Raw genomic sequence first — 21,180 nt, 5'->3', positions numbered from 1 at the left:
GGCTAACCTTCGTTGCGCGGGAGGGTGGGTCGAGGCCACGCGGGGTCCGGGAGCCATCGGTGCGCCGGGTCGTCGCCGAGCAGGCCCGCGCGTGCTTCGACCAGGGCGACGGCCTCCTCGCGGGCCAGGCTGACCGCAGCGTGCTCCGCGGTCGTCACGATGCCGAGCCTGCGGCAGTGCTCGTATTCGTCCTCGTCCTTCCAGTGCCACGCGCCGTCCGGCTCGACGACGAGGTCGACCGCGAGGTCCATCGTGTCCCAGCCCGAGGCGTGCCACCTCGGCGGTCGCTCGAAGTTGACGTACCAGTAGGCGAGCGATCCGTCCTCGGCGTGCATCTTGGACACCGTGAACCAGCGGTCCGACACGATCTCCATGACCACTCCGGTCCGGCGCCACGTCCACTCGGCCATGTCCCACTCGCCGCCGGCCAGGTCATCGAGCGCGGCCGCCCGCAAGTGCTTCTCACGGCCCTCGCCGGACTCGACAAACCGCTTGGCCGCGAGCGTGACGATGCCCGGCCACATCGCGGTCACGGCGGCTGACGCGTCCGCCGCGAGCACGCGGACAGGGGACCGGGTCCACGCGCGCCCACGGAACATGTCGCGGCGCACGGCGGTGCATCCGGGCGGCAGCACAGGGCTCGGGAGATCGCTGGCAACGGCGCGAGACACATACGCCGTGGCCGGAGGCTCGTCGTCAGCCACGGGCCGCCACCCGGAATCCGTCTGCCACCTCGGACGCCCTCAGACGTTCGGGGTGTAGCCGAGTTCGATCGGCTCGGCCGGCGCGCCGTCTCGGCGCACCCGCGCGACCAGCTCAGGCAGGCCCGGCGGCCAGAACAGCGCCTTCGACTCGGCGAGCGCGCCGGGGGTCCACCAGCGCGTCGCCAGGATGCCGTCGATCCGGTGGGACTCGGTCAGATCGCCCTGCGGCTCACGGCGCGGACCCTCGGCGAGGTAGATCGCGTCGGTCTGCCTGGTGGGCACGCCGTCGCGGACGTAGTCGTGCTTCCACGTGCACAGCGCGGCGCCGACCTTCACGTCCGTCCAGCCGGTCTCCTCGGCCGTCTCGCGCACCGCCGCCTCGATCTCGCTCTCGCCCGCCTCGATGCCGCCGCCGGGAGGCGCCCAGTGCAGCCCGATCTCCGCATCGTCGTGCAGTTGCAGGTAGACGGCGCCGTCCGGGTCGATGATCAGCAGCCGGGCGGCGAGTCGGGGAGTGCGCTCTGTCATGCTCCGAGGGTAGCCGCGGCCACCGACAGCACCCCGTCCCGCCGCCCACCAGCGCCGGATCAGCGGATCAAGCAGATCCGGCGTCAGCACTGAGCGCCTTGATCAGCCACTGCATCGACGCGTACATCGGCGCCGTCTGCGCAACCAACTCCGGATTGCCGCCGACGATGCCGACCAACTGCCAGAACCGGTTGACCCGCGGGTCGTTCATCATCGTGAGCGAATCGACGATCAGCCTGCGCCACTTCTCGTCCGGGGCACGGTCCAGCTTCGCGCACCAGACCTCCAGGATGTGCGCCGCCCGCGCGGCGCCCTGCGCCGAGTCCGCCGCGATCCCGGACTCGCACGCCTCCACCGCGAGCGGGCAGATCTCGGCGAACGCCTGCTGGTCCCTCTGCCACTCGGCCTCGCTCATCTTGGCCCGCTTCGCGATTCCGTAAGCCGCCATCTCCCGCGAACGCGCGATGAAGTCCTCGTCCTGAACCAGCTCCACCAGGTCCACCCACGCCTCCACCTGCCGCTCCGTCGGGTCCTGCGGCAGGTCGGGGAAGGCGTTGCGCATCGCCGAGGAGAACGCCTCGCTCGCGCCGTGCTCGTCGTCCAGCCCCTCGTAGCACCGGTCGACGAACTCGTTGAGGATCCTCCTGCGGCCCTCGGCGTCCATCTTCGCCAGCCTGTTCATCAGTTCCAGCTCCTCCCAATCGGTGTCGCGGACCGCGACCGCGCGCAGCACCGCCTGCCGCAGCCGCAACGCCTTCACCGTCGCCTCCAGCGCGTCCGCCTGTGCACGCGCCACCTCGGCGACCGTCAGCTCCCGGGCCAGCACCCTGGCGATCGTCGGCAGGTCCACGCCGAGGTCGCGCAGCGTCCGGATCAACTCCAGGCGAGCCGCGGCCTCGAGGTCGTAGAGCCGATAGCCCGCCGCGCTGCGCAGCGCCGGTTCCAGCAGCGCGCGACCGTCCGCCAGGCTGTCCGAATAGAAGCGGATCGTGCGCACCGGCACGCCCGTCAACTCGCTCAGCTGGCCGATCGTCAGCAACCGCCGCACGGTTCGGTCCCTCATGGCGTCCACGCTCCGGCTTCCAGTGGGTGGAGAGTCAAGCTCGCTCAAGCCTAGGATCAACTTCATGAGCTACCTCGCTGCCGCGGATCGCTACGACTCGATGACCTACCGCCGCTCGGGTCGCAGCGGCCTGCGCCTGCCGGCCGTCTCCCTCGGCCTCTGGCACAACTTCGGCGACACCTACACGTTCGAGAACCAGCGCGCCGTCCTGCGCCGCGCCTTCGACCGCGGGGTGACGCACTTCGACCTCGCGAACAACTACGGCCCGCCGCCCGGCTCCGCCGAGGAGAACTTCGGCCGGCACCTGCGCGCCGACTTCCGGCCGTACCGCGACGAGATCGTCGTCTCCACCAAGGCGGGCTACGACATGTGGCCCGGGCCTTACGGCGAATGGGGCTCGCGCAAGTACCTGATCGCCTCGCTGGACCAGTCGCTGGCCCGGATGGGCCTTGAGTACGTCGACATCTTCTACAGCCATCGTCCCGACCCGGACACCCCGCTGGAGGAGACGATGGGCGCGCTCGACCACGCCGTGCGCTCCGGCAAGGCGCTGTACGTCGGCATCTCGAACTACGACCCCGAGCAGACCCGCCGGGCCGCGCACATCCTGCGCGAACTCGGCACGCCGCTGCTGATCCACCAGCCGCGCTACAACATGTTCGACCGGCAGCGGGTCGAGGGCGGGCTGCTCGACGCCCTCGAAGAGGTCGGCGCCGGCGCGATCTGCTTCTCGCCGCTGGACCAGGGGCGGCTGACCGACCGCTACCTCGACGGCGTACCCGCGGACTCCCGCGCGGCGGTCGGGCACTTCCTCACGGAGCAGGCGCTCACGGACGACGTGATGGCCAGGGTGCGCGCGCTCAACAAGATCGCCGAGGGCCGCGGACAGACCCTCGCCCAGCTCGCCCTGGCCTGGACGCTGCGCGACCCGCGCATGACGTCGACGCTGATCGGCGCCTCCTCCGTCCGCCAACTCGACGCCAACCTCGGCGCCCTCGACGCCCCGGCCCTCGACGACTCCGAACTGGCCGCGATCGAGGACGTGCTCGCCGACTGACGCGCCGGCCGCGGGGACGCGCGCGCTCGCCGTCGTGCCGTCGGCCGGGACGCGTGGCCCCGCGGGGCGGCCACGCCACGTCCTGGCACGCGCCGTCCGCCGGACCGCCCCGCCGCGCCGGGCGCCGGGCCGCGCCGCCCGCCGGCCCGGCGTATCCGCCCGTCCGGGGTGCGCGTCTCGCCTGGCGAAACCCGCTCGGGGGCGGCCATTGGCGTCCCGTACCCTGGACGGGTGGATACGACCGAAATGGATACCTGGCGGAAACTGACCGCCAAGCAGCAGCCCTCGTGGCCCGACGCCGGTGAACTGACCCGCGCCGCCGCGGAGCTGCGCTCGTATCCCCCGCTGGTCTTCGCGGGCGAGTGCGACCTGCTCAAGGAGCGGATCGCCGCCGTGGCCCGCGGCGAGGCCTTCATCCTCCAGGGCGGCGACTGCGCCGAGACCTTCGACGCCGTCACGGCCGATGCGATCCGGAACAAGCTCAAGACGCTGCTGCAGATGGCCGCCGTGCTCACGTACGCCGCCTCCGTGCCCGTCGTCAAGATCGGCCGGATCGCCGGGCAGTACGGCAAGCCCCGCTCCAAGGACACCGAGACCCGGGACGGCGTCACCCTCCCGGCGTACCGCGGAGACTCCGTCAACGGCTTCGAGTTCACCCCCGACGCCCGCATCCCGGACCCGTGGCGGATGGTCCGGATGTACCACTCCAGCGCCGCGACCCTGAACCTGGTGCGCGCCTTCACCACCGGCGGCTACGCCGACCTGCGCCAGGTGCACGCCTGGAACCAGGACTTCGTCGCCAGCTCCCCGGCCGGCGAGCGCTACGAGGTGCTCGCGGGCGAGATCGAGCGCGCGCTGCGCTTCATGGAGGCCTGCGGGACGGACCCGGAGGAGCTGCGCTCGGTCGAGTTCTTCTCCTCGCACGAGGGCCTGCTGCTCGAGTACGAGTCGGCGCTCACCCGCATCGACTCGCGCACCCGCGAGCCGTACAACACCTCGGCGCACTTCGTGTGGATCGGCGAGCGCACCCGCGACCTCGACGGCGCGCACGTCGACTACTTCTCCAAGATCCGCAACCCGATCGGCATCAAGCTCGGGCCGACCACGTCCCCGGACGCGGCGATCTCCTACCTCGACAAGCTCGACCCGCACCGCGAGCCCGGCCGGCTCACCTTCGTGGTGCGGATGGGCGCCGGCGTGGTGCGCGACAAGCTCCCCGCGCTGATCGAGAAGGTCACCTCCGAGGGCCACCAGGTCGCCTGGATCTGCGACCCGATGCACGGCAACACCTTCGAGGCGCCCAGCGGGCACAAGACCCGCCGCTTCGACGACGTGCTCGACGAGGTCAAGGGCTTCTTCGAGGTGCACCGCGGTCTCGGCAGCCACCCCGGCGGCATCCACGTCGAGCTCACCGGCGACGACGTCACCGAGTGCGTCGGAGGCGGCGACGAGATCGTGTTCGACGACCTCGGCACCCGCTACGAGTCGGCCTGCGACCCGCGCCTGAACCGCTCGCAGTCGCTCGACCTCGCGTTCCTGGTCGCGGAGATGTACCGCGAGACCCGGTAAACCCGGCGCTCCACCTCATGGCCGCGGCGCCTAAGCTGCGGCCATGACCATTTCTCCCCCCATCGACCTGCGCAGCGACACCGTCACCCGGCCCACCCCCGCGATGCGCGCGGCCATGCTCGACGCCGAGGTGGGCGACGACGTCTACGGCGAGGACCCGTCCGTCGCCGCGCTCGAAGCCCGCGCGCTCGCCCTGTTCGGCGGCCCGGACTCCCGACTGACCACGGCCCTGTTCGTGCCGACCGGCGTCATGGCCAACCACATCGGCCTGCGGATGCACGCGGCGCCCGGCGAGGAAGTGGTCTGCGACGCCGACGCCCACATCGTCGCGCACGAGGACGCAGGCCTGGCCTGGCACGCGGGCGTGCAGACCCGCACCACGCTCACCGAGCGCGGCCTGCTCACGGCAGACCAGCTCGACCGCCTCGTGCGCCCGCACGGCCCCTACGTGGTCGGCACGAAGGTCATCGAACTGGAGAACACGCACAACCGCGGCGGCGGATCCGTTTACCCCCTCGAAACACTCCGCGAGATCAGGGCCCTGGCCGACGAGCGCGGAGTCAAGATCCACCTCGACGGCGCCCGCCTGTGGAACGCCCACGTCGCCGGCGGAACCCCGCTCGCCGAGTACGGCAAGATCGCCGACACCCTGTCCGTCTGCCTCTCCAAGGGCCTGGGCGCCCCCGTGGGCTCGATCCTCCTCCTCGCCGAAGAGCAGCGCGAGCAAGCCAGGGTCCTGCGACACCGCCTCGGCGGCGGCTGGCGCCAGGCCGGCATGCTCGCCGCCGCCGGGCTGTACGCGCTCGAGCACCACATCGAGCGGATGGCCGAGGACCACGCCAACGCCCGCCTGCTCTCCGAGGGCCTGCGCGAGCGCGGACTGACGGTCAGTGAGCCCGAGACCAACATCCTGCTCATCGACGCCCCCCGCGGCGCGTCCGGCGTGGCGGACCGGGCGCGGGAGCAAGGGGTACTGATCGGGGCGATGGGTCCCAGAACCCTGCGAGCCATCACGCATTTGGACGTAACGGAGAAGTCGGCGGCGACCGCGGCCCAGATCATCGCAGATTGCGTATGAACTGCGGCGTACTGCGCCGATATCGAACTGTTTGAGGCTGTTGATAGACCCCTGGGGCGGGGGCTACCTTCGTGCGCGACAGCGAAGGACCGACCACACCCCAGGGGGCGGACATGGGCTTTTTGAAGAAGATCTTCGGCGACGACGAGGAGAAGGAGCGCGAGGAGGCGGCGAAGCGCAAGGCCGCCGAGGAGTACGCGGAGAAGCACTCGCACTCCCACGAGGCCGAGGCGGAGCCGGCCCCGGCCAAGAAGGCCGCGGCGAAGCCCGCGGCGGCGAAGAAGGCCGAGCCGGCGCAGGAGAAGCCCGCCGCCAAGAAGGCCGCCGCGGCCGAGGACAAGCCCGCGGCGAAGAAGGCAGCGGCCAAGACCGCCGAGCCGAAGGCCGAGGCGCCGGCCAAGAAGGCCGCCGCCAAGAAGACCGCCGAGAAGCCCGCTGCGGAGCCCGAGGCGCCCGCGGCGCACTCGCACGAGCACTCGCATGACCCGGTCCCCCCGCAGCGCACCTACGCCCCGCTCGCGGGCGCTCCCGCCGCGCACGCGCACACGCACGTGAAGGACGTCGCCGACGCCCCCGTGACCGCCGCGCACGACCAGATGATGACCGTGCACATCGAGACCCACGTGCCGGACCACGCCCCGCGCGAGGACGACCCGCACTACCACCTCTTCGAGCAGGCCAAGGCCCGTCTCAAGCGCCAGGGCCTGTGGAAGTGCATCATCGCCGACGAGCTCTGCGGCGGCGAGCCCGAGCTGCACCACACCTACATCGAGTTCTCCCAGATCAACGAGGTGGACCCGAAGAAGCTTCAGGAAGCGCTCGGATTGCATTTCGATAATGACGAAGAGTTCCAGCAGTGGGCTGAGTCGCCCGGGAACCTGGAAGTCTTGTGCGCCAATCATCACCGGACTCATTACGGAATCCACGTGATCCCTGGCCCGCTGTGGGAGGCGCTGCGTTTCCGGATGGCCGGCACCGAGGCCGCCGCCGAGTTCGTGACGGCGGACGAGGCGAAGAAGGAAGAGAAGGAAAAGGAAGGCGCCGCGGCCGACAAGTAGCCGCGACGAATTAGCCTCACTGCTCGACGAAGCGCCGGAGGGCATTCCTCCGGCGCTTCGCTGTGTTCATCTCATGATTCGCATTGGTGCTCCACGGGCATGTGCTCCGACTGGCTCGCCCCCCAAGGCAAGGGCCTGACGAACTAGGGGATGTCAGTGCGCTTCGAGTGCCGAGGGCTTGATGCGCTTCGGCATCAGGAAGCCGAGGGGGATGCAGAGCACGACGACGACGGTGGCCCAGGCGAGGGTCGAACTGGCCGACGAGACCGAGGTGTGGCCGTCGGTGAGGCCGTTGAAGTACAGGGTGCCGAACAGGGCCGCGCCCAGGGTGTTGGCGAGCTGCTGGAGGGCGTTCATCAGTCCTCCGGCCGAGCCGGTCTCGTGGTCCTCGATGGCGCTGACCATGATGCCGAAGTAGCTGGCGACGAGCAGGCCGAAGCCGAGGCCGCACAGGGTGTATGCGGGTGCGAGGTCGAGGCTCGTCAGGCTCATGCCCCAGTGCTCGATGCTCCAGGCGAGACCGGCCAGCCCGATGGCCATGGCGACGATGCCGGCGTGCAGGACGTGGCGGCCGAACTTCGGGGCGAGCAGGCCGCCGCCGAGCCCGGCGCCGATCGCTACGGCGAGGGAGAACGGCAGGCTCGTCAGGCCTGCGTGCAGGGAGGTGTAGCCCAGCGAGAGCTGAAGGTGCAGGACGAGCACCAGGAACAGGCCGCCGAGTGCGCAGAAGAAGAACATGCCGAAGATCTGGCCGCCGACGAAGGCCGGCTTGCGGAACAGCGACAGCGTGACGAGCGGGGTGCGGCCGCTGCGGGAGCGCATCCGCTGCTGGAGGCCGAAGAGCGCGAAGACCGGGACCGACGCGGCCATGAGTACGAACATGTACACCGGCCAGCCCTTCTCGCGGCCCTGGATGAGCGGGTAGACGAGCAGCAGCATGCCGATTCCGGACAGCAGCATGCCGGTGACGTCGAGGGTCGGCGCGTCCGGGCCGTGCGGCTCGTCCCTGGGGACCACGCGCCAGGCGCAGACGAACGCGAGGACGCCGACCGGGATGTTGACCCAGAAGATCGAGCGCCACTGCGAGCCGAACAGGTTCGCGGTCACCAGGGCGCCGCCGAGGATCGGGCCGACGGTCGCGGCCACGCCCATCACCGGGCCGAAGATGCTCATCGCGGCGCCGGCCCTGTCGGACGGGAAGACCGAGCGGATGATCGCCAGCCCCTGCGGGAGCATCAGCGCGGCGGCCAGGCCCTGCAGGAACCGCGTCGTGACCAGCATCTGCGGGTCGACCGAGGCGCTGGCGAGCGCGGACATCAGGGTGAAGGCGCCGATGCCGCCGAGGAACATCCGGCGGCGGCCGTACAGGTCGCCGAGCCGGCCGCCGGTGATCAGCGCGACGGCCATGGCCAGCGTGTAGCCCGCGATGATCCACTGCAGCTGGGTCGTGGTGGCGCGCAGGTCGCGGGCGATCGACGGCGAGCCCACGTTGACGATCGTCGAGTCCAGCAGGTCCATGACGTCGGCGCCGAGCACGGTCAGCAGCACGGCCGTCTGCAGACGCGAGTTCTTGGCGGCCTTGCCCGCCTTCGCCGCGCCGTCAGCGCCGTCAACGCCGTCAACGCCGCCCGCGCTTGCGCCGGCGTCGCCGGCCGCGCCGGTGTGCGGCTCCTTGTCCATCGTGGTGCTCATCGGAATCCCTCCCCGGGACGAACAGTGTTTAGCTTTCGAACACCGTTCTACGCGCGAACGGCGTTCGTGTCAAGAACGCCGTTCGCATTGCGTACGCTGTTCGTCCGGCGGTACGGTGGCCGGGTGCCCGCAGACGTGCGGGCCGCGAGAAGGAGGCGGGATGCCAGCGCAGTCGGAGCCGGCCGGGGACGAGTCCGGGGACGAGGCGCGGCGGCCCGTCGGCCAGTCCGGGGACGAGTCCGAGGGCGAGGCGGGTCAGGCCGTCGGCCAGTCCGAGGATGCGGCGCGGCAGGCCGGGGATCTGCGTGCGGCCGCCTCTCGGGCCGCCGCGAGCCGGGTTTCCGCTACTCGCGCCGGGGTCATTCCGCCGCCGCCCTGGGCCCGCGAGGCCGGTTCGCGCAAGCCGCGTTCCGATAAGCCCGCGCTCAGCCGGGAGGCCATCGTCGCGGCTGCCATCCGGATCATCGACGAGGAGGGGTTCGACGCCGTCTCGATGCGCCGCGTCGCCCAGGAGTTCGGCACCGGGGCCGCGTCGCTCTACGCGTACGTGGCGAACAAGGATGAGCTGATGGACCTGATCGTCGACGAGATCATGGCGGAGAGCGCTGTCGGCGCGCAGGACCCCGCCGGAGACGTCGTCGACTGGCAGGAGCAGATCAAGAACATGGTGCGCGCCGGCTATCGCACGCTGACCGCGCACCGCGACATCGCCAGAGCCCTGCTGGGCCGGATCCCGTTCGGCCCCAACGGACTTCGGAACATCGAGAACATGCTCAGGCTGCTGCGCGCGCACGGGATGCCGGACTACGTCGCGGCGTACGCGGGGGACCTGATCGGCCAGTACATGGTGGGTACGGCGATCGAGGACTACATGTGGCAGCAGCGGTACCCGGACTCCACGCCCGAGCAGGTGCGGGAGGCGATGAGCCAGGTCGGCGACTACCTCGAGGCGCTGCCGGAGGAGCAGTTCCCGAACCTGACGTCGCTGGCGCGGGTCATGGTGGGCGAGACCGGCGATCCGGAGACGCCGATGTTCGACCGCTTCGAGCTGGGCCTGGACATCCTGGTTCGGGGCCTGTCGACGTTCCTGCCGCCGAGCGGGCACGAGCGCCGGCGCTGAGCGGTATCAGCCGCGAGCGCCCGTCCGGACGCCGCCTTCAACCGTGGTCGGTAGCTCGACACAGGCACGAGCGCCGGCGCTGAGCGGTATCAGCCGCGAGCGCCCGTGCCGGACGGCTCAGCTGTGGTCGGGCTGCTCGACCAGCTGCGCCAGGTAGAGCGGTTCGCCCAGCTTCTTGACGAGGTCGAGCTGGGTCTCGAGGTAGTCGATGTGCTCCTCCTCGTCCTCGAGGATCTCCTCGAAGAGGTTCGCGGAGGTGACGTCGTCCTTGTCCCGCATCAGCCTGATCCCGCGGCGCAGCCGCTCCACCGCTTCGAGCTCGACCTTCATGTCGCACTCGAACATCTCGGTGACGGTCTGCCCGATCCGCAGGGGCTGGAGCTTCTGGAAGTTCGGCAGCCCCTCGAGGAAGATGATGCGCTCCGCCAGCTTGTCGGCGTGCTCCATCTCCTCGATCGACTCGTGCCGGGTGTGCTTGGCGAGCTTCGTCCAGCCGTTGTTCTCCTGCAGCTTGTAGTGCAGCCAGTACTGGTTGATGGCGGTGAGCTCGGCCGTCAGCTGCTCATTGAGGATCGCGATGACGTTCTTGTCGCCCTGCATCGCCCGATCCCTTCCGTGCCGTGGGGTGGAGGAATGACGGCAGGTAGTCTTTCATGCGCGCACGGTGAATCCTGGGCGCCCCGCGCTTTCAGGCGGCGAGCGTCTCGCCCGCCCGGGCCGCGGCGTCGCAGGCCGAGGGGCACGCCCTGAGGGTCTGCTCGACGCACGGGCGCAGCCGCGCCTCCTCGATCAGGCAGCCGAGCCGCTCGACGCAGGTCCCGCAGCTGGTCCCGGCCCCGCAGCGCTCGCCGATCTCCTCCTCGGTGCTCGCGCCCGCCGAGATCTCGTCGTGTATCTCCTCCTCGGTGATGCTGAAGCAGACACAGGCGTACATCGGCGGAACTCCTCGGTACCAGGGCACGGTTAGGTAAACCTAAGCTAACCTGGACGTTCCGGGACGCGCAAGCACGGGAGGGCCGAATGTGGTCGGAAGCACACCTCGCGGTCTGGGACGATAGAACCCATGGGTTCTCTTGACGAGGACCGGCCGGGGGAAGCAACGCCGCTGCCGCCCGGGCAGCGTGCGCAGACCCAGTGGCCGGTGCTGCATTACGGTCCGGTGCCCCGCTTCAAGCCGGAGCGCTGGGATCTGCAGGTCTACGGGGCCACCGTCGACGGGGCGAAGCACAGCTGGGACTTCGGTGAGTTCCACCGGCTGCCGACGGCGGAGGTCACCGCCGAGATGCACTGCGTCACCAAGTTCAGCCTGGTCGCCAGCACGTGGACCGGCGTGCTGGCGCGCACGATCCTGGAGCTGGCGCCGCCCGCGCCGGAGGCGACGCACGTGCTGGCCTGGGCCGAGTACGGCTACTCCGCCAACCTGCGCATCGAGGATCTGGCAGCGCCGACCACGATCTTCGCGACCGGCCGCGGCGGCGCGGAGCTCACGCCGGAGCACGGCTTCCCGCTGCGCCTCGTCGTGCCGCACCTCTACGCCTGGAAGGGCCCGAAGTGGGTGCGCGCGATCGAGTACCTGACCGAGGAGCGGCGCGGGTTCTGGGAGGAGCGCGGCTATCACAAGATCGGCGACCCCTGGCAGGAGCAGCGTTACTCCTACCAGGAGGACTGAGCCGGCTCCGGAATCAGGACGTGTACTTGACGGTGATGTTCTTGAAGCCCAGGGACTGCAGCAGGCTCGTGAGCATCGTCCGGGTGTTGCGCTCGGCGTCCGTGATCAGCGCGCTCTTCGCCGCGGCGCCCTGGATCTGCTTCTGCGCCAGCTCGTAGACCGCCTGCTGCGAGTTCGGGTTGCCGCTCAGGAAGCCGTTCACCCGGGTGAACAGGCCCTGCTGCTGCGCGAAGACGTAGGACTGCTGCACGTTGAGCTGCGCGGTCTCCAGCTGTGCCGGCGGGAGCGTGATCGTCGCCGAGAGCCGGTCCGCGGAGACCTGCACCGCGCTGCCCTTGAGCTTGGAGAAGTCCACGTACGCGTTGTCGGTGCCGACGCCGATGAACAGCGTGTCGCTGCCCTCGAGCCAGCTCGGCAGGATCGAGCCGCCGGACGATATGTCGACGACCACCTGGAAGTTGCCGCTCGCGGCCTCGTACCTCGACAGTTCCACGATCGACTGGAGCAGCACCGGCCCGGACCGCTCGGTGGTCTGCTCGGAGAATGGATTGCGCAGTTGGGGTAGAAGGTGGATGGCGGATGCCAGCAGCACCAGTCCCACCACCACGACCAGCGACACGCCACCGACGACTATTCGCCTGCGCCACCGAGATACGACCGCCACCACAACAGCCACCGCCCCTTGACTCGAACCCTGTTCCATCGGTCCCTACGAGCCCCGGAGTCTACGGGCTCGAAGTTCCGGGGTGCTCGTCATACCCTGATTCCCCGACGCCAGACCCCCGTACCGGCAATCCGGAAAAGGAGCGCAGATCGTTGCCAGGCTTGAGAATCCCCCGACGACGCCACCACAGGGAGGAAGAAGACCGCCGGCCCCGCCGGCGCGGCTTCAACGCGCTGTGGGCCTTCTTCTGGCTGATCCTGATCATCATCCTGCTCGGGCTGATCTTCGGCGGCTACCGCAAGGGCACGCAGATCAACAACCCGGGCTCGTGGGTGACCGCCGGGATATCCGTGCTCAGTAGTAGAGGGTGACGGTGCCGCCGGGCGTGGTGGTCTGACCGCCGCCCGGGCTCTGGTTGACCACGGTGTTGAACACGAGCGTGACGTGGTGGGTGACGACCTTGAAGCCGTCCTTCTCCAGCTCGTTGGTCGCGTCGGTGATGTTCTGGCCGGTCACGTCGGGCACGGTGCTCTGGCCGGCGCCCGCGGAGATGGTCAGCGTTATGGTCGAGCCCTGAGTCTGCGTGCCGCTGGGGGAGTAGGAGGCGACGTCCCCGGCGGCGACGCTGCTCGAGTACTGCGTCGTGGAGGCGACGGAGACGTTGAATCCGGCGGACTTCAGCTGGCTGGTGGCGTCCGACTGCGTCATCCCGGTCACGTTCGGCACGCTCACCTGCGCCGGCCCGGTGGAGACGGTCAGTGTCACGGTGCTGCCGTCGGAGACCGGGTGGTTCGAGCCCGGGTCGGTGGAGATCACGTCGCCGGTGCCGACCGTCGTGCTCGAGGACTGCTTCACCGTGAACTTCAGGCCGTCGCTGGTCAGCGCCTGCTCGGCCTGGCTCTGCGAGAGCCCGGTGAGGTCCGGCATGGACTGCCAGTGCGTGCTGCCCCACAGCCAGGTGCCGAAGCCGATCGCGGCCGCCAGGACCACTATCACCAGGAAGACCACCAGGCCGCGGTAGCTGCGGCGCCGGCCGCCGTCGTCGACGGGCCGGTACGGCTCGTCCGGGTCGCGGCGCGGGGCGATCGGGGGCAGCCCGGAGCGCGGCGGCACGGCCTGCCGCGACAGGTCCACCCGGGTCGGCGAGATGCCGGCGCGGGTGCCGTCGGCGTCGACGCGCAGCTGCTGGGTGGGTTCGGCCCGCTCCGCGGAGCCGCCGAAGTCCAGCGCGGCGTCCGGCAGGTTCGCGTAGACCGCGCGCAGCTCCGAGCGCAGGGCGTTGGCGTCCGCGGGGCGCTGGTCAGGCTCCCGGGCCGTGGCGCGGGCCACCAGGGCGTCGACGGCCGGGTCCAGGCCGCGCAGCTGGGCCGAGGGCGCGGGCACCCGGTGCGTCACGTGCATCTGCGCCACCTCGACCGGCGTGGCCGCGACGAAGGGCTTATGCCCCGTCAGCAGCTCGAAGAGGACGATCCCGGCCGAGTACACGTCCGAGCGCTGATCGCAGGTGCCGAAGCGGACCAGCTCCGGCGCGAGGTACGACGCGGTCCCTATCAGCCCGCCGCCCGGCAGGCTGCCGCCGAGCGTGCTGGCCTCCGCGCTGCCGGCCACCGAGCGGGCCAGGCCGAAGTCGGTGACCTTCAGCGCCGCCGCGTACGAGTGCGACTGGGCCAGCACCGCGTCGTTGATCAGCACGTTCTCCGGCTTGACGTCGCGGTGCACGATCCCGGCCCGGTGCGCGGCGCCGAGCCCGGCCAGCATCGCGTCGAGCACCTGCAGCGCCTGGCGCGGGGTGAGCCGGCCGCGGCGGCCGAGGACCTGCCGCAGGGTGCTGCCGGGCACGTACTCCATCGCCAGGTAGGCCAGCGTGCCCTGCTTCGCGGCGCCGTAGCCCGCCGGCGCCGGCCGTATCGCCGACTGGTCGTAGACGGCGACGATGTTCGGGTGGCTGAGCTTCGCGCAGGACTTCGCCTCTCGGATGAACCGGGCGACGTACTCGGGCCGCCGGGCCAGCCCCGGCTCTATCACCTTCAGCGCGACGGCGCGGTCGAGCCGGTCGTCGAACGCCCGGTAGACCGTGGCCATGCCGCCGTGTGCCAGGCGCGCCTCGACCCGGTACCGGCCGTCGACGACCTGGCCCGGCTTGAGGTCGTCGGGCGGCAGATTGACGGTCGCGGTGCTCACGGTCATCGAGTGTAGGCGTAACCGGGTCCACTAGAGTGTGCCGACTGCGTCCCAAAACGGTTAAAACGCAGGCGATTCGTCACGGCTTGGGCTCGATGCGAGCGCGAAACGGCGAACGGGGATGCGGCCCGCGGCCCGGCAGGCGTATCCGGCGGCGACCGCGTCGCGCATCGCCGCGGCCATGAGCGCCGGTTGCTGCGATCGGGTGACGGCGGAGGCCAGCAGAACCCCGGCGCAGCCGAGTTCCATCGCCAGCGCGGCGTCGGACGCCGAGCCGATTCCGGCGTCCAGGATCACCGGGACCCGGGCCGCCGCCACGATCAGCTCGATGTTGTGCGGGTTGCGGATGCCGAGCCCGGAGCCGATCGGCGCCCCCAGCGGCATCACGGCCGCGCAGCCGACGTCCTCGAGCCTGCGCGCGAGCACCGGATCGTCGTTGGTGTACGGCAGCACGGTGAAGCCGTCGTCGACCAGCGTGCGCGCCGCGTCGACCAGCTCGATCGGGTCGGGCAGCAGCGTGTGCTCGTCGGCGATGACCTCGAGCTTGACCCACGACGTGCCCAGCGCCTCCCTGGCCAGCCGCGCGGTGAGCACGGCGTCGCCCGCGGTCAGGCAGCCCGCGGTGTTCGGCAGGACGTCGATCTCCAGCTCGGCCAGCAGGTCCAGGATCGAGCCGCGGGTGCCCGCCGCGACCCGGCGCATGGCCACGGTCGTCAGCCGGGTTCCGGAGGCGATCAGTGCCTCCCGCAGGATCTCGATGCTCGGCGCGCCGCCGGTGCCCATGATCAGCCGCGACGCGTAGGACCGGTCGCCGATCGTGAAAGTTTCAGCCACGCGTTCAGCCTCCCTGGACCGCGGTGAGGATCTCGACCGCGGCGCCGTCGTCGAGGACGTACGCGGACCACCCGGTCCGCGGCACGACCTCGCCGTCGACTGCGACGGCCACGCCCGCGCGGACGTCCGTGTGCTGGGCGATCAGGTCGGCGAGCAGCAGGCCGGAAGGCACGGTCCGGCGCTCTCCGTTGACGGTCACGCGCATGAGGGGCCTCCGAAGCGCTGAGGGCTGAAAGGAACCGCGTACCCCGGGATCGTCCCGTCGATCAGCAAGGATGCGATCGCGTCGGCGGTGACGGGCGTGAGCAGGACGCCGTTGCGGTAGTGGCCGGTCGCCGCGATCAGGCCGGGCAGCGCCGTCTGTCCGAGGAGAGGGGCGTTGTCGGGGGAGCCGGGGCGAAGGCCGGTGCGCGACTCGACGAGCGCGAGCTCGGTGATGCCGGGGACGACCTCGTGCGCGTCCCGCAAGAGCTCGTAGACGCCGCCCGAGGTGACCGAGGTGTCGAAGCCGAGTTCGTCCGTGGTCGCGCCGATGACGAGCTCGCCGTGGGCGCGGGGGACGAGGTAGACGTAGCGGCCGCGGACCATGGCGCGGATCGTGCGCGCCAGCAACGGCTGGGTGCCCATCGCGAGGCGCAGGATCTGGCCGCGTACGGGGCGAATCCGCGGTAGCGCGCCGGGCGGCAGGCCGGGTGTCTCGGAGGACCAGCACCCGGCGGCGAGCACGACCTGGTCGGTCGCCAGCACCTCGCCGGATTCGAGCCGTAGCCCGCGCGCGCGCCCGTCCTCGACGACGATTTCAGCGGCGGACCGGTGGATCCGCACGCCGGCGCGAACGGCGGCGGCCAGCAGAGCCCGGTGCAGCAGCCGGTTGTCGACCTGGTGGTCGTGCTCGACCAGCAGCGCCGCCTGAACCCCCGGAGCGAGCATCGGTTCGAGCGCGCGGGCCTCGCGTCCGGTCAGGGGGGTCGATTCGAGGTCGAGCTTCCGGTGGTACGCGGCGGTCTCGGCGAGCACCGCGCGATCGTCCCGGTCGAACGCCACGGCGAGGGTCCCGCGCGTGTCGTAGCCGGTGGGCAGGTCGGTGAATCGCGACAGTTCGTCGGCGAAGGACGGGTAGAGCTGCGCGGAGCGCAGATTCAGGTCGAGGAGGCGTTCCTCGCCGTAGTGCGCCTCGGTGACCGGTGCGAGCATTCCGGCAGCCGCGCTGGAGGCCCCGGCGCCGGGGTCCGGATCCGCCAGATGGACGCTGAGGCCGCCGAGCGCCGCGCGCCAGGCGACGGCGAGCCCGATGAGGCCGCCGCCGAGCACGGCGCAGTCGCAGCCCGAAGACGATGACATTCCGCTCCCTCCACCGGCACGGCCCGAGGGCGGCGCGCGGCCAGGTTCGAACGGTCGGAGACCGAGGCCGTCTCCCTCTCATCCCCCGCGTCGTGGGGGCTCCCGTGGTGGTGTGGTGCCTATGCGGTTGTTTTTTCCGGTAACCAGCTTAGCCGGAACCGCGAGGCGGTTCCGGCAGGGGCTGGTGTCCGTGGGTGTGCGTCGTGCCCGAAGACGGGGTGGATCAGCCGGCGGTCGACGGCGCGACGATGTGGCCGCCGAAGACGCCGGCGAGCGTCAGGATCGCCAGCAGCGCCGCGATCAGGCCGACGATGACGGCGGCGGTCGCGCCGGCCTTCGCCCAGCCCGGGGTGCGCCCGCTCAGCAGGATGCTCGGCGAGAGCAGCGAGCCCGCGCCGAACAGCACCGCCCCGAGCGCGAAGGCCAGGGCCCACCACGCCTGGGTGTGCCAGCCGTTCTCGTACATGTTCAGGGAGACCTGCGCCGAGGCCGTGCTGGTCTCGTGCACCTCCTGCGTGTACTGCGCGTGCGAGACGACGATTCCGCTGGTCCAGTTCGTGGTCAGCGAGACGATCGCCAAGGCCAGGCCGGCGAAGCCGAAACCGCCGCTGACCGTGCCCGTCCCGGGGACGTCGTCCTCGTCGTCGGCTCCGTCGTCGTCGATCTCGATGAGCTCCTCGGGCAGAGCAGCTTCCTCTTCCCGTGCGGAGCCGACAGAGACGAACTCGGTCTCTTCCTCGGCGTCCGACCCGCCCGTGGTCGTGGTGTTATCCGTCATAGCCGCACACCCTACGGCCTAAGACTGAGAGTGTGGTAAACGAACGGACACGATTCTCGGTTCCCCGGCTGTCCTGATTACGACGCATCGGCGGGTCGGCGCCGGAACGGCGTGGCAGAGTATATGTGTGACTACCCCTGACACAGACCTCGATTCGCTGATCACCGACTGGCTCACCCTGCCCGACGTGGCAGAGCGCATGGACCTGCCGATCACCAAGGCCCGCCAACTGGTCAAGGACCGGCAGTTGGTGGCGGTGCGGCGCGGCGAGCGCAACGTGCTCTCGGTGCCGGCGGATTTCCTCTCCGGCGATCAGGTGCTCAAGGGGCTCCCCGGAACTCTCACCCTTCTGGCCGACAATAAGTACACCGACGAGGAGGCGCTGCGCTGGATGTTCACCGCGGACGAGTCCCTGCCGGGCACGCCCGTCCAGGCGCTGCGGGACAACCGCGGCACCGAGGTGCGCCGCCGGGCGCAGGCGCTGGGCTTCTGAGGTGGCGGACCAGCGGGCCCGCATAGCCGACGCACGGCTCTACCTCTGCACCGACGGACGCCTCGAGCGCGGCGACCTGCCGGCGTTCCTCGACGCGGTGCTGGCGGGCGGTGTGGACGTCGTGCAACTGCGGCACAAGGGGCTCGAGGCCTCGCGCGAGCTGGAACTCCTCGCCGTGTTCGAGGAGGCCTGCGAGCGGCACGGCAGGCTGTTCGCCGTCAACGACCGCGCCGACGTGGCCTACGCCTCGGGCGCGCCGGTCCTGCACCTAGGCCAGGACGACCTGCCGGTCGGCTTCGCCCGCGCGATCGTCGGCCCGGAGACGCTGCTCGGCCGCTCCACGCACGCCGAGGCCGAGGTCGAGGCCGCCGCCGCCGACCCGGAGACCGGCTACTTCGCCGTCGGCCCGTGCTGGCCGACCCCGACAAAGCCGGGCCGTCCCGCGCCCGGCCTCGGCCTGGTCCGGCACGCCGCGCGGGTGGCCCCTCCCGGCGCCGAGGGCGTGCCGCCGTGGTTCGCGATCGGCGGCATCGACGAGCGGAACCTCGGCGAGGTCCTCGACGCCGGCGCACGCCGCATCGTCGTCGTCCGGGCCCTCACCCAGGCGCCGGACGCCGCCGCGGCGGGCGACGTGGCCCGCGTGCTGGCGGCCCGCGTGCGCGCCGTACCGCTGGGCGCCTGACGCCGCCTCGGACCCTCGCCCCACTCACTCAGCACGCACGCTACGCACGGCCCCGCTTACCGCGCACGCCGCACGCGCCGCGGCCCCCCGCCGGGGCCGCGGCGCTGTCGCGTTCTGGGGGCGGTTCGCAGGCGATTAGGAGCCGGCTCGCGCGCGATTCGGCACGCGGCCGCGGCGATCCGGCGGGCGCGGGCGCGTGTCGCAGCCCGGTCCCGTTCACAGGATTCCCTACGATACGGAACGGTTGCGTATCGGAAATGCCGGGAGTAGGCTCGGCGGCATCTGATACGGAACGGTCTCGGATCGAAATTCGATGCCTTCGGGAGGGGTAACCGCCGTGAGTGAGTCAGCAGCCCGCGCCGTGGAGCACCCCGAGCACGCAGGCCACCCCCGCCGGTGGATCATCCTCACCGGCCTGGTCTTCTCGCTGCTCGTGGTCGTCCTCGACAACACCGTCCTGAACGTCGCCCTGAAAACCATGTCCGAGCCGAAGCCCAAGGGCCTCGGCGCCAGCCAGTCGGACCTCGAGTGGGCGATCAACTCCTACACCCTGATCTTCGCCGGGCTGCTGTTCACCTGGGGAATCCTCGCCGACCGGCTCGGCCGCAAGCGGATCCTGATGCTCGGGATGATCCTGTTCGGCCTTTCCTCGCTGCTGACCGCCTACGCGCAGACCCCGGCCGAGCTGATCGCCGCGCGCGCCGCGATGGGCTTCTCCGGCGCCGCGATCATGCCGTCCACCCTGGCGATCATCGCCAACGTCTTCCCCCGGCACGAGCAGCCCAAGGCGATCGGCATCTGGTCCGGCTCGGTCGGCCTCGCGATCGCCATCGGCCCGATCGTCGGCGGCGCGCTGCTGAACAACTTCTGGTGGGGCTCGGTCTTCCTGATCAACGTGCCGATCACGGTCATCGCGTTCATCGTGATGCTGATCCTGCTGCCGGAGAGCAAGAACCCGAAGCCCGGCAGCCTCGACCCGGTCGGCGTCCTGCTGGAGATGGCCGGCCTGGTGATCTTCGTCTACGGCATCATCCACGCCGGCGACACCGGCGACTGGGGCGCCCCGAGCGTGTGGGGCTCGATCGCGGGCGGCCTGCTGCTGCTGGTCGGATTCGTGTTCTGGGAGCTGCACACCGAACACCCGGCACTGGACGTGCGCCTGTTCGCCAACCGGATGTTCTCCGCCGCGGTGATCTCGGTCGCGCTGACCTTCTTCGCGATGATGGGCGGGATGTTCTTCTTCTCGTTCTACCTGCAGTCGGTGCGCGGATACTCGCCGCTGATGTCGGGTGTGTTCATGCTGCCGTTCGCCGCGGCGATGGTGATCTTCGCTCCGCTGTCCTCGAACATGGTCAAGCGCTTCGGCCCGCGCACCGTCGCCGTCTCCGGCCTGCTCGCCATCGCGGTCGCCATGGCCTGCTACCAGTTCGTGACGCAGAGCTCGCCGATGTGGATCTACCTGCTGATCGCGTTCTTCCAGGGCGCGGCGATGGCGAACGTGATGCCGCCGGCGACGACCACCGTCATGGCGGCGCTGCCGAGGCAGATCGCGGGCGTCGGCTCGTCGGTCAACAACACCGTCCGCCAACTCGGCGGCGCCCTCGGCGTCGCGGTGCTCGGCACGATCCTGACCACGGCGTACCGCAGCCGGATGCAGCCGCTGGTCGACGCGATCCCGAACTCGCACCTGACGCCCGCCGAGTCGCACTACGTCAGCGGCTCGATCGAGGCGACCCAGCAGGCGGTCGGCGTCGCGGTCTCGCAGGGCAACACCCGGGCCACCGGCCTGCTGCAGCCCGCCGACGCGTCCTTCGTCCACGCCATGCACGTCACCACCCTGACCGGCTCGGCCATCATGGTCTTCGCCGCGGTCGTGGTCGCGCTCTGGCTGCCGCGCAAGGTCACCCAGCCCGGCGGCCCGGTCGACGCGGCGAGCAGGGCCGAGAGCGTGGCGGCCTGACCGATGTCGCTGAGAACGACGGGCGGCGGCGCGATTCCCGCGGACGCCGCCGCCCCATCCCCGAGGCGCCCCGGCCGCCCGCGCAGCGAGCAGGTCGAGGACGCCATCCTCGACGCCGTGATCGCCCTGCTGAGCCAGAGCGTCACCTACGACCTGCTCTCGATGGAGATGATCGCCGCCAAGGCGGGAGTGGGTAAGGCGGCGATCTACCGCAGGTGGGCCAACAAGGAGGAGCTGGTCATCACCACCCTCCAGCGCGCCTTCCACAGCACCCCCCGCAGGGCCCCGACCGGCGCCGGCGTCCGCGAGCAGCTGATCGACCTGCTCCTGCAGATGCGCTCGAACGTCCTCGAGACCCACGAAGGCACCGCGTTCGCCGTCCTGCTGCAGACGCTGGCGGGCAACCCCCAGCTGATGTTCCGCTACCAGGAAACCGTCATCGAACCCCGCCGCGAGCAGTACCGCGAAGTCCTGCGCGCCGCCATCGCCAACGGCGAGCTGCGGCCGGACCTCAACGTAGAGCGCGCGACGGTCATGCTGACGTCCACGATCCTGTTCGTCTGCAAGCTCTTCCCCGCCTTCGAAGTCACGGAGGACTACTGCGTGGGCCTGGTAGACGACATGCTCCGCGGAGCCCGCCCATGAGTGCCCTGCGAGCTCATCCGCGAGCGCTGCGTGCCTCCCGACCGAGCCTGCCGAGCGATAGCGA

Annotated in this window: 23 protein-coding genes; 11 read left to right on the top strand and 12 right to left on the bottom strand. The window is 70.7% G+C overall.

The window, feature by feature from the left end; genetic code table 11:
• Positions 1-2: 2 nt before the first annotated feature.
• The 3 genes from KDK95_RS35695 to KDK95_RS36780 all read right to left on the bottom strand — a co-directional run bounded on the left by KDK95_RS35695 (position 3) and on the right by KDK95_RS36780 (position 2,295).
• Positions 3-560: a ribonuclease FAU-1 family protein gene (locus tag KDK95_RS35695; RefSeq protein WP_212517641.1), complete on the bottom strand. Its 558-nt coding sequence runs from the start codon at positions 558-560 to the stop codon at positions 3-5.
• Positions 561-743: 183 nt separating this feature from the next.
• Positions 744-1,232 carry an NUDIX hydrolase gene (locus KDK95_RS09250; RefSeq protein WP_212517640.1) on the bottom strand — a complete coding sequence of 163 codons (489 nt, stop codon included), beginning with the start codon at positions 1,230-1,232 and terminating at the stop codon, positions 744-746.
• A gap of 67 nt (positions 1,233-1,299) precedes the next feature.
• Positions 1,300-2,295, bottom strand: a complete 996-nt coding sequence (locus tag KDK95_RS36780) for a helix-turn-helix domain-containing protein (RefSeq protein ID WP_212517639.1) — start codon at positions 2,293-2,295, stop codon at positions 1,300-1,302.
• A gap of 64 nt (positions 2,296-2,359) precedes the next feature.
• Between KDK95_RS36780 and mgrA the strand changes: the two genes are divergently transcribed.
• The 4 genes from mgrA (at position 2,360) to KDK95_RS09225 (ending at position 7,057) form a co-directional block, all read left to right on the top strand.
• A complete protein-coding gene (mgrA, locus tag KDK95_RS09240; protein ID WP_212517638.1) occupies positions 2,360-3,352 on the top strand; it encodes an L-glyceraldehyde 3-phosphate reductase in 993 nt (330 codons plus the stop codon).
• A 246-nt stretch (positions 3,353-3,598) separates the two neighbouring features.
• Positions 3,599-4,921 (top strand): class II 3-deoxy-7-phosphoheptulonate synthase, encoded by a 1,323-nt coding sequence (locus KDK95_RS09235; protein ID WP_212517697.1) that lies wholly within the window; start codon positions 3,599-3,601, stop codon positions 4,919-4,921.
• Positions 4,922-4,964: 43 nt separating this feature from the next.
• Positions 4,965-5,999 (top strand): threonine aldolase family protein, encoded by a 1,035-nt coding sequence (locus KDK95_RS09230; RefSeq protein WP_212517637.1) that lies wholly within the window; start codon positions 4,965-4,967, stop codon positions 5,997-5,999.
• Positions 6,000-6,112: 113 nt separating this feature from the next.
• Positions 6,113-7,057, top strand: a complete 945-nt coding sequence (locus KDK95_RS09225; protein ID WP_212517636.1) for a hypothetical protein — start codon at positions 6,113-6,115, stop codon at positions 7,055-7,057.
• 153 nt (positions 7,058-7,210) lie between these two features.
• Here the strand turns inward: KDK95_RS09225 and KDK95_RS09220 are convergent, their stop codons facing one another.
• On the bottom strand, positions 7,211-8,749 hold the full coding sequence (locus KDK95_RS09220) for an MFS transporter (RefSeq protein WP_212517635.1): 1,539 nt from the start codon (positions 8,747-8,749) through the stop codon (positions 7,211-7,213).
• A gap of 160 nt (positions 8,750-8,909) precedes the next feature.
• Here KDK95_RS09220 and KDK95_RS09215 point away from each other — a divergent pair, with 160 nt between their 5' ends.
• Positions 8,910-9,869: a TetR/AcrR family transcriptional regulator gene (locus KDK95_RS09215; RefSeq protein WP_212517634.1), complete on the top strand. Its 960-nt coding sequence runs from the start codon at positions 8,910-8,912 to the stop codon at positions 9,867-9,869.
• 117 nt (positions 9,870-9,986) lie between these two features.
• On the opposite strand, the gene bfr is transcribed toward KDK95_RS09215, so the two are convergent.
• Together bfr and KDK95_RS09205 are read right to left on the bottom strand one after the other, a co-directional pair.
• On the bottom strand, positions 9,987-10,469 hold the full coding sequence (bfr, locus tag KDK95_RS09210; RefSeq protein WP_212517633.1) for a bacterioferritin: 483 nt from the start codon (positions 10,467-10,469) through the stop codon (positions 9,987-9,989).
• An 88-nt stretch (positions 10,470-10,557) separates the two neighbouring features.
• Positions 10,558-10,803 carry a (2Fe-2S)-binding protein gene (locus KDK95_RS09205; protein ID WP_212517632.1) on the bottom strand — a complete coding sequence of 82 codons (246 nt, stop codon included), beginning with the start codon at positions 10,801-10,803 and terminating at the stop codon, positions 10,558-10,560.
• 129 nt (positions 10,804-10,932) lie between these two features.
• Between KDK95_RS09205 and KDK95_RS09200 the strand changes: the two genes are divergently transcribed.
• Positions 10,933-11,538, top strand: a complete 606-nt coding sequence (locus tag KDK95_RS09200; protein WP_212517631.1) for a molybdopterin-dependent oxidoreductase — start codon at positions 10,933-10,935, stop codon at positions 11,536-11,538.
• 13 nt (positions 11,539-11,551) lie between these two features.
• Here KDK95_RS09200 and KDK95_RS09195 read toward each other — a convergent pair whose 3' ends face one another.
• Complete coding sequence (locus KDK95_RS09195) at positions 11,552-12,157, bottom strand: DUF4230 domain-containing protein (protein WP_212517630.1); 606 nt, start codon at positions 12,155-12,157, stop codon at positions 11,552-11,554.
• Positions 12,158-12,354: 197 nt separating this feature from the next.
• Here KDK95_RS09195 and KDK95_RS09190 point away from each other — a divergent pair, with 197 nt between their 5' ends.
• Positions 12,355-12,573 carry a hypothetical protein gene (locus KDK95_RS09190; protein ID WP_212517629.1) on the top strand — a complete coding sequence of 73 codons (219 nt, stop codon included), beginning with the start codon at positions 12,355-12,357 and terminating at the stop codon, positions 12,571-12,573.
• Here KDK95_RS09190 and pknB read toward each other — a convergent pair.
• The 5 genes from pknB to KDK95_RS09165 form a co-directional block, all read right to left on the bottom strand.
• Positions 12,557-14,383, bottom strand: coding sequence for a Stk1 family PASTA domain-containing Ser/Thr kinase (gene pknB / locus KDK95_RS09185; RefSeq protein ID WP_212517628.1), 1,827 nt, complete (start codon positions 14,381-14,383; stop codon positions 12,557-12,559). The genes KDK95_RS09190 and pknB overlap by 17 nt on opposite strands.
• A 60-nt stretch (positions 14,384-14,443) precedes the next feature.
• Complete coding sequence (locus tag KDK95_RS09180; RefSeq protein ID WP_212517627.1) at positions 14,444-15,217, bottom strand: thiazole synthase; 774 nt, start codon at positions 15,215-15,217, stop codon at positions 14,444-14,446.
• Between the two features lie 4 nt (positions 15,218-15,221).
• A complete protein-coding gene (gene thiS / locus KDK95_RS09175; protein WP_212517626.1) occupies positions 15,222-15,422 on the bottom strand; it encodes a sulfur carrier protein ThiS in 201 nt (66 codons plus the stop codon).
• On the bottom strand, positions 15,413-16,558 hold the full coding sequence (thiO, locus tag KDK95_RS09170) for a glycine oxidase ThiO (protein ID WP_212517625.1): 1,146 nt from the start codon (positions 16,556-16,558) through the stop codon (positions 15,413-15,415). The genes thiS and thiO overlap by 10 nt, the downstream gene beginning before the upstream one ends.
• A gap of 223 nt (positions 16,559-16,781) precedes the next feature.
• Positions 16,782-17,336 (bottom strand): hypothetical protein, encoded by a 555-nt coding sequence (locus KDK95_RS09165; protein ID WP_212517624.1) that lies wholly within the window; start codon positions 17,334-17,336, stop codon positions 16,782-16,784.
• 127 nt (positions 17,337-17,463) lie between these two features.
• On the opposite strand from KDK95_RS09165, the gene KDK95_RS09160 reads away from it, so the two are divergent.
• The 4 genes from KDK95_RS09160 to KDK95_RS09145 all read left to right on the top strand — a co-directional run bounded on the left by KDK95_RS09160 (position 17,464) and on the right by KDK95_RS09145 (position 21,116).
• The gene (locus KDK95_RS09160; RefSeq protein ID WP_307844291.1) at positions 17,464-17,829 is read left to right on the top strand and encodes an Rv2175c family DNA-binding protein; all 366 of its coding nucleotides are present in this window, start codon (positions 17,464-17,466) and stop codon (positions 17,827-17,829) included.
• Between the two features lies 1 nt (position 17,830).
• On the top strand, positions 17,831-18,511 hold the full coding sequence (gene thiE, locus KDK95_RS09155) for a thiamine phosphate synthase (protein WP_212517623.1): 681 nt from the start codon (positions 17,831-17,833) through the stop codon (positions 18,509-18,511).
• A gap of 313 nt (positions 18,512-18,824) precedes the next feature.
• On the top strand, positions 18,825-20,471 hold the full coding sequence (locus KDK95_RS09150; RefSeq protein ID WP_212517622.1) for an MFS transporter: 1,647 nt from the start codon (positions 18,825-18,827) through the stop codon (positions 20,469-20,471).
• Positions 20,472-20,474: 3 nt separating this feature from the next.
• Positions 20,475-21,116: a TetR-like C-terminal domain-containing protein gene (locus KDK95_RS09145; RefSeq protein ID WP_212517621.1), complete on the top strand. Its 642-nt coding sequence runs from the start codon at positions 20,475-20,477 to the stop codon at positions 21,114-21,116.
• Positions 21,117-21,180: the final 64 nt, after the last annotated feature.

Source organism: Actinospica acidithermotolerans (genome assembly GCF_018139625.1).
GTDB lineage: Bacteria > Actinomycetota > Actinomycetes > Streptomycetales > Catenulisporaceae > Actinospica > Actinospica acidithermotolerans.
Note: the sequence above shows the minus strand (reverse complement) of the source record. Positions and strands in the feature narration are given on the sequence as shown.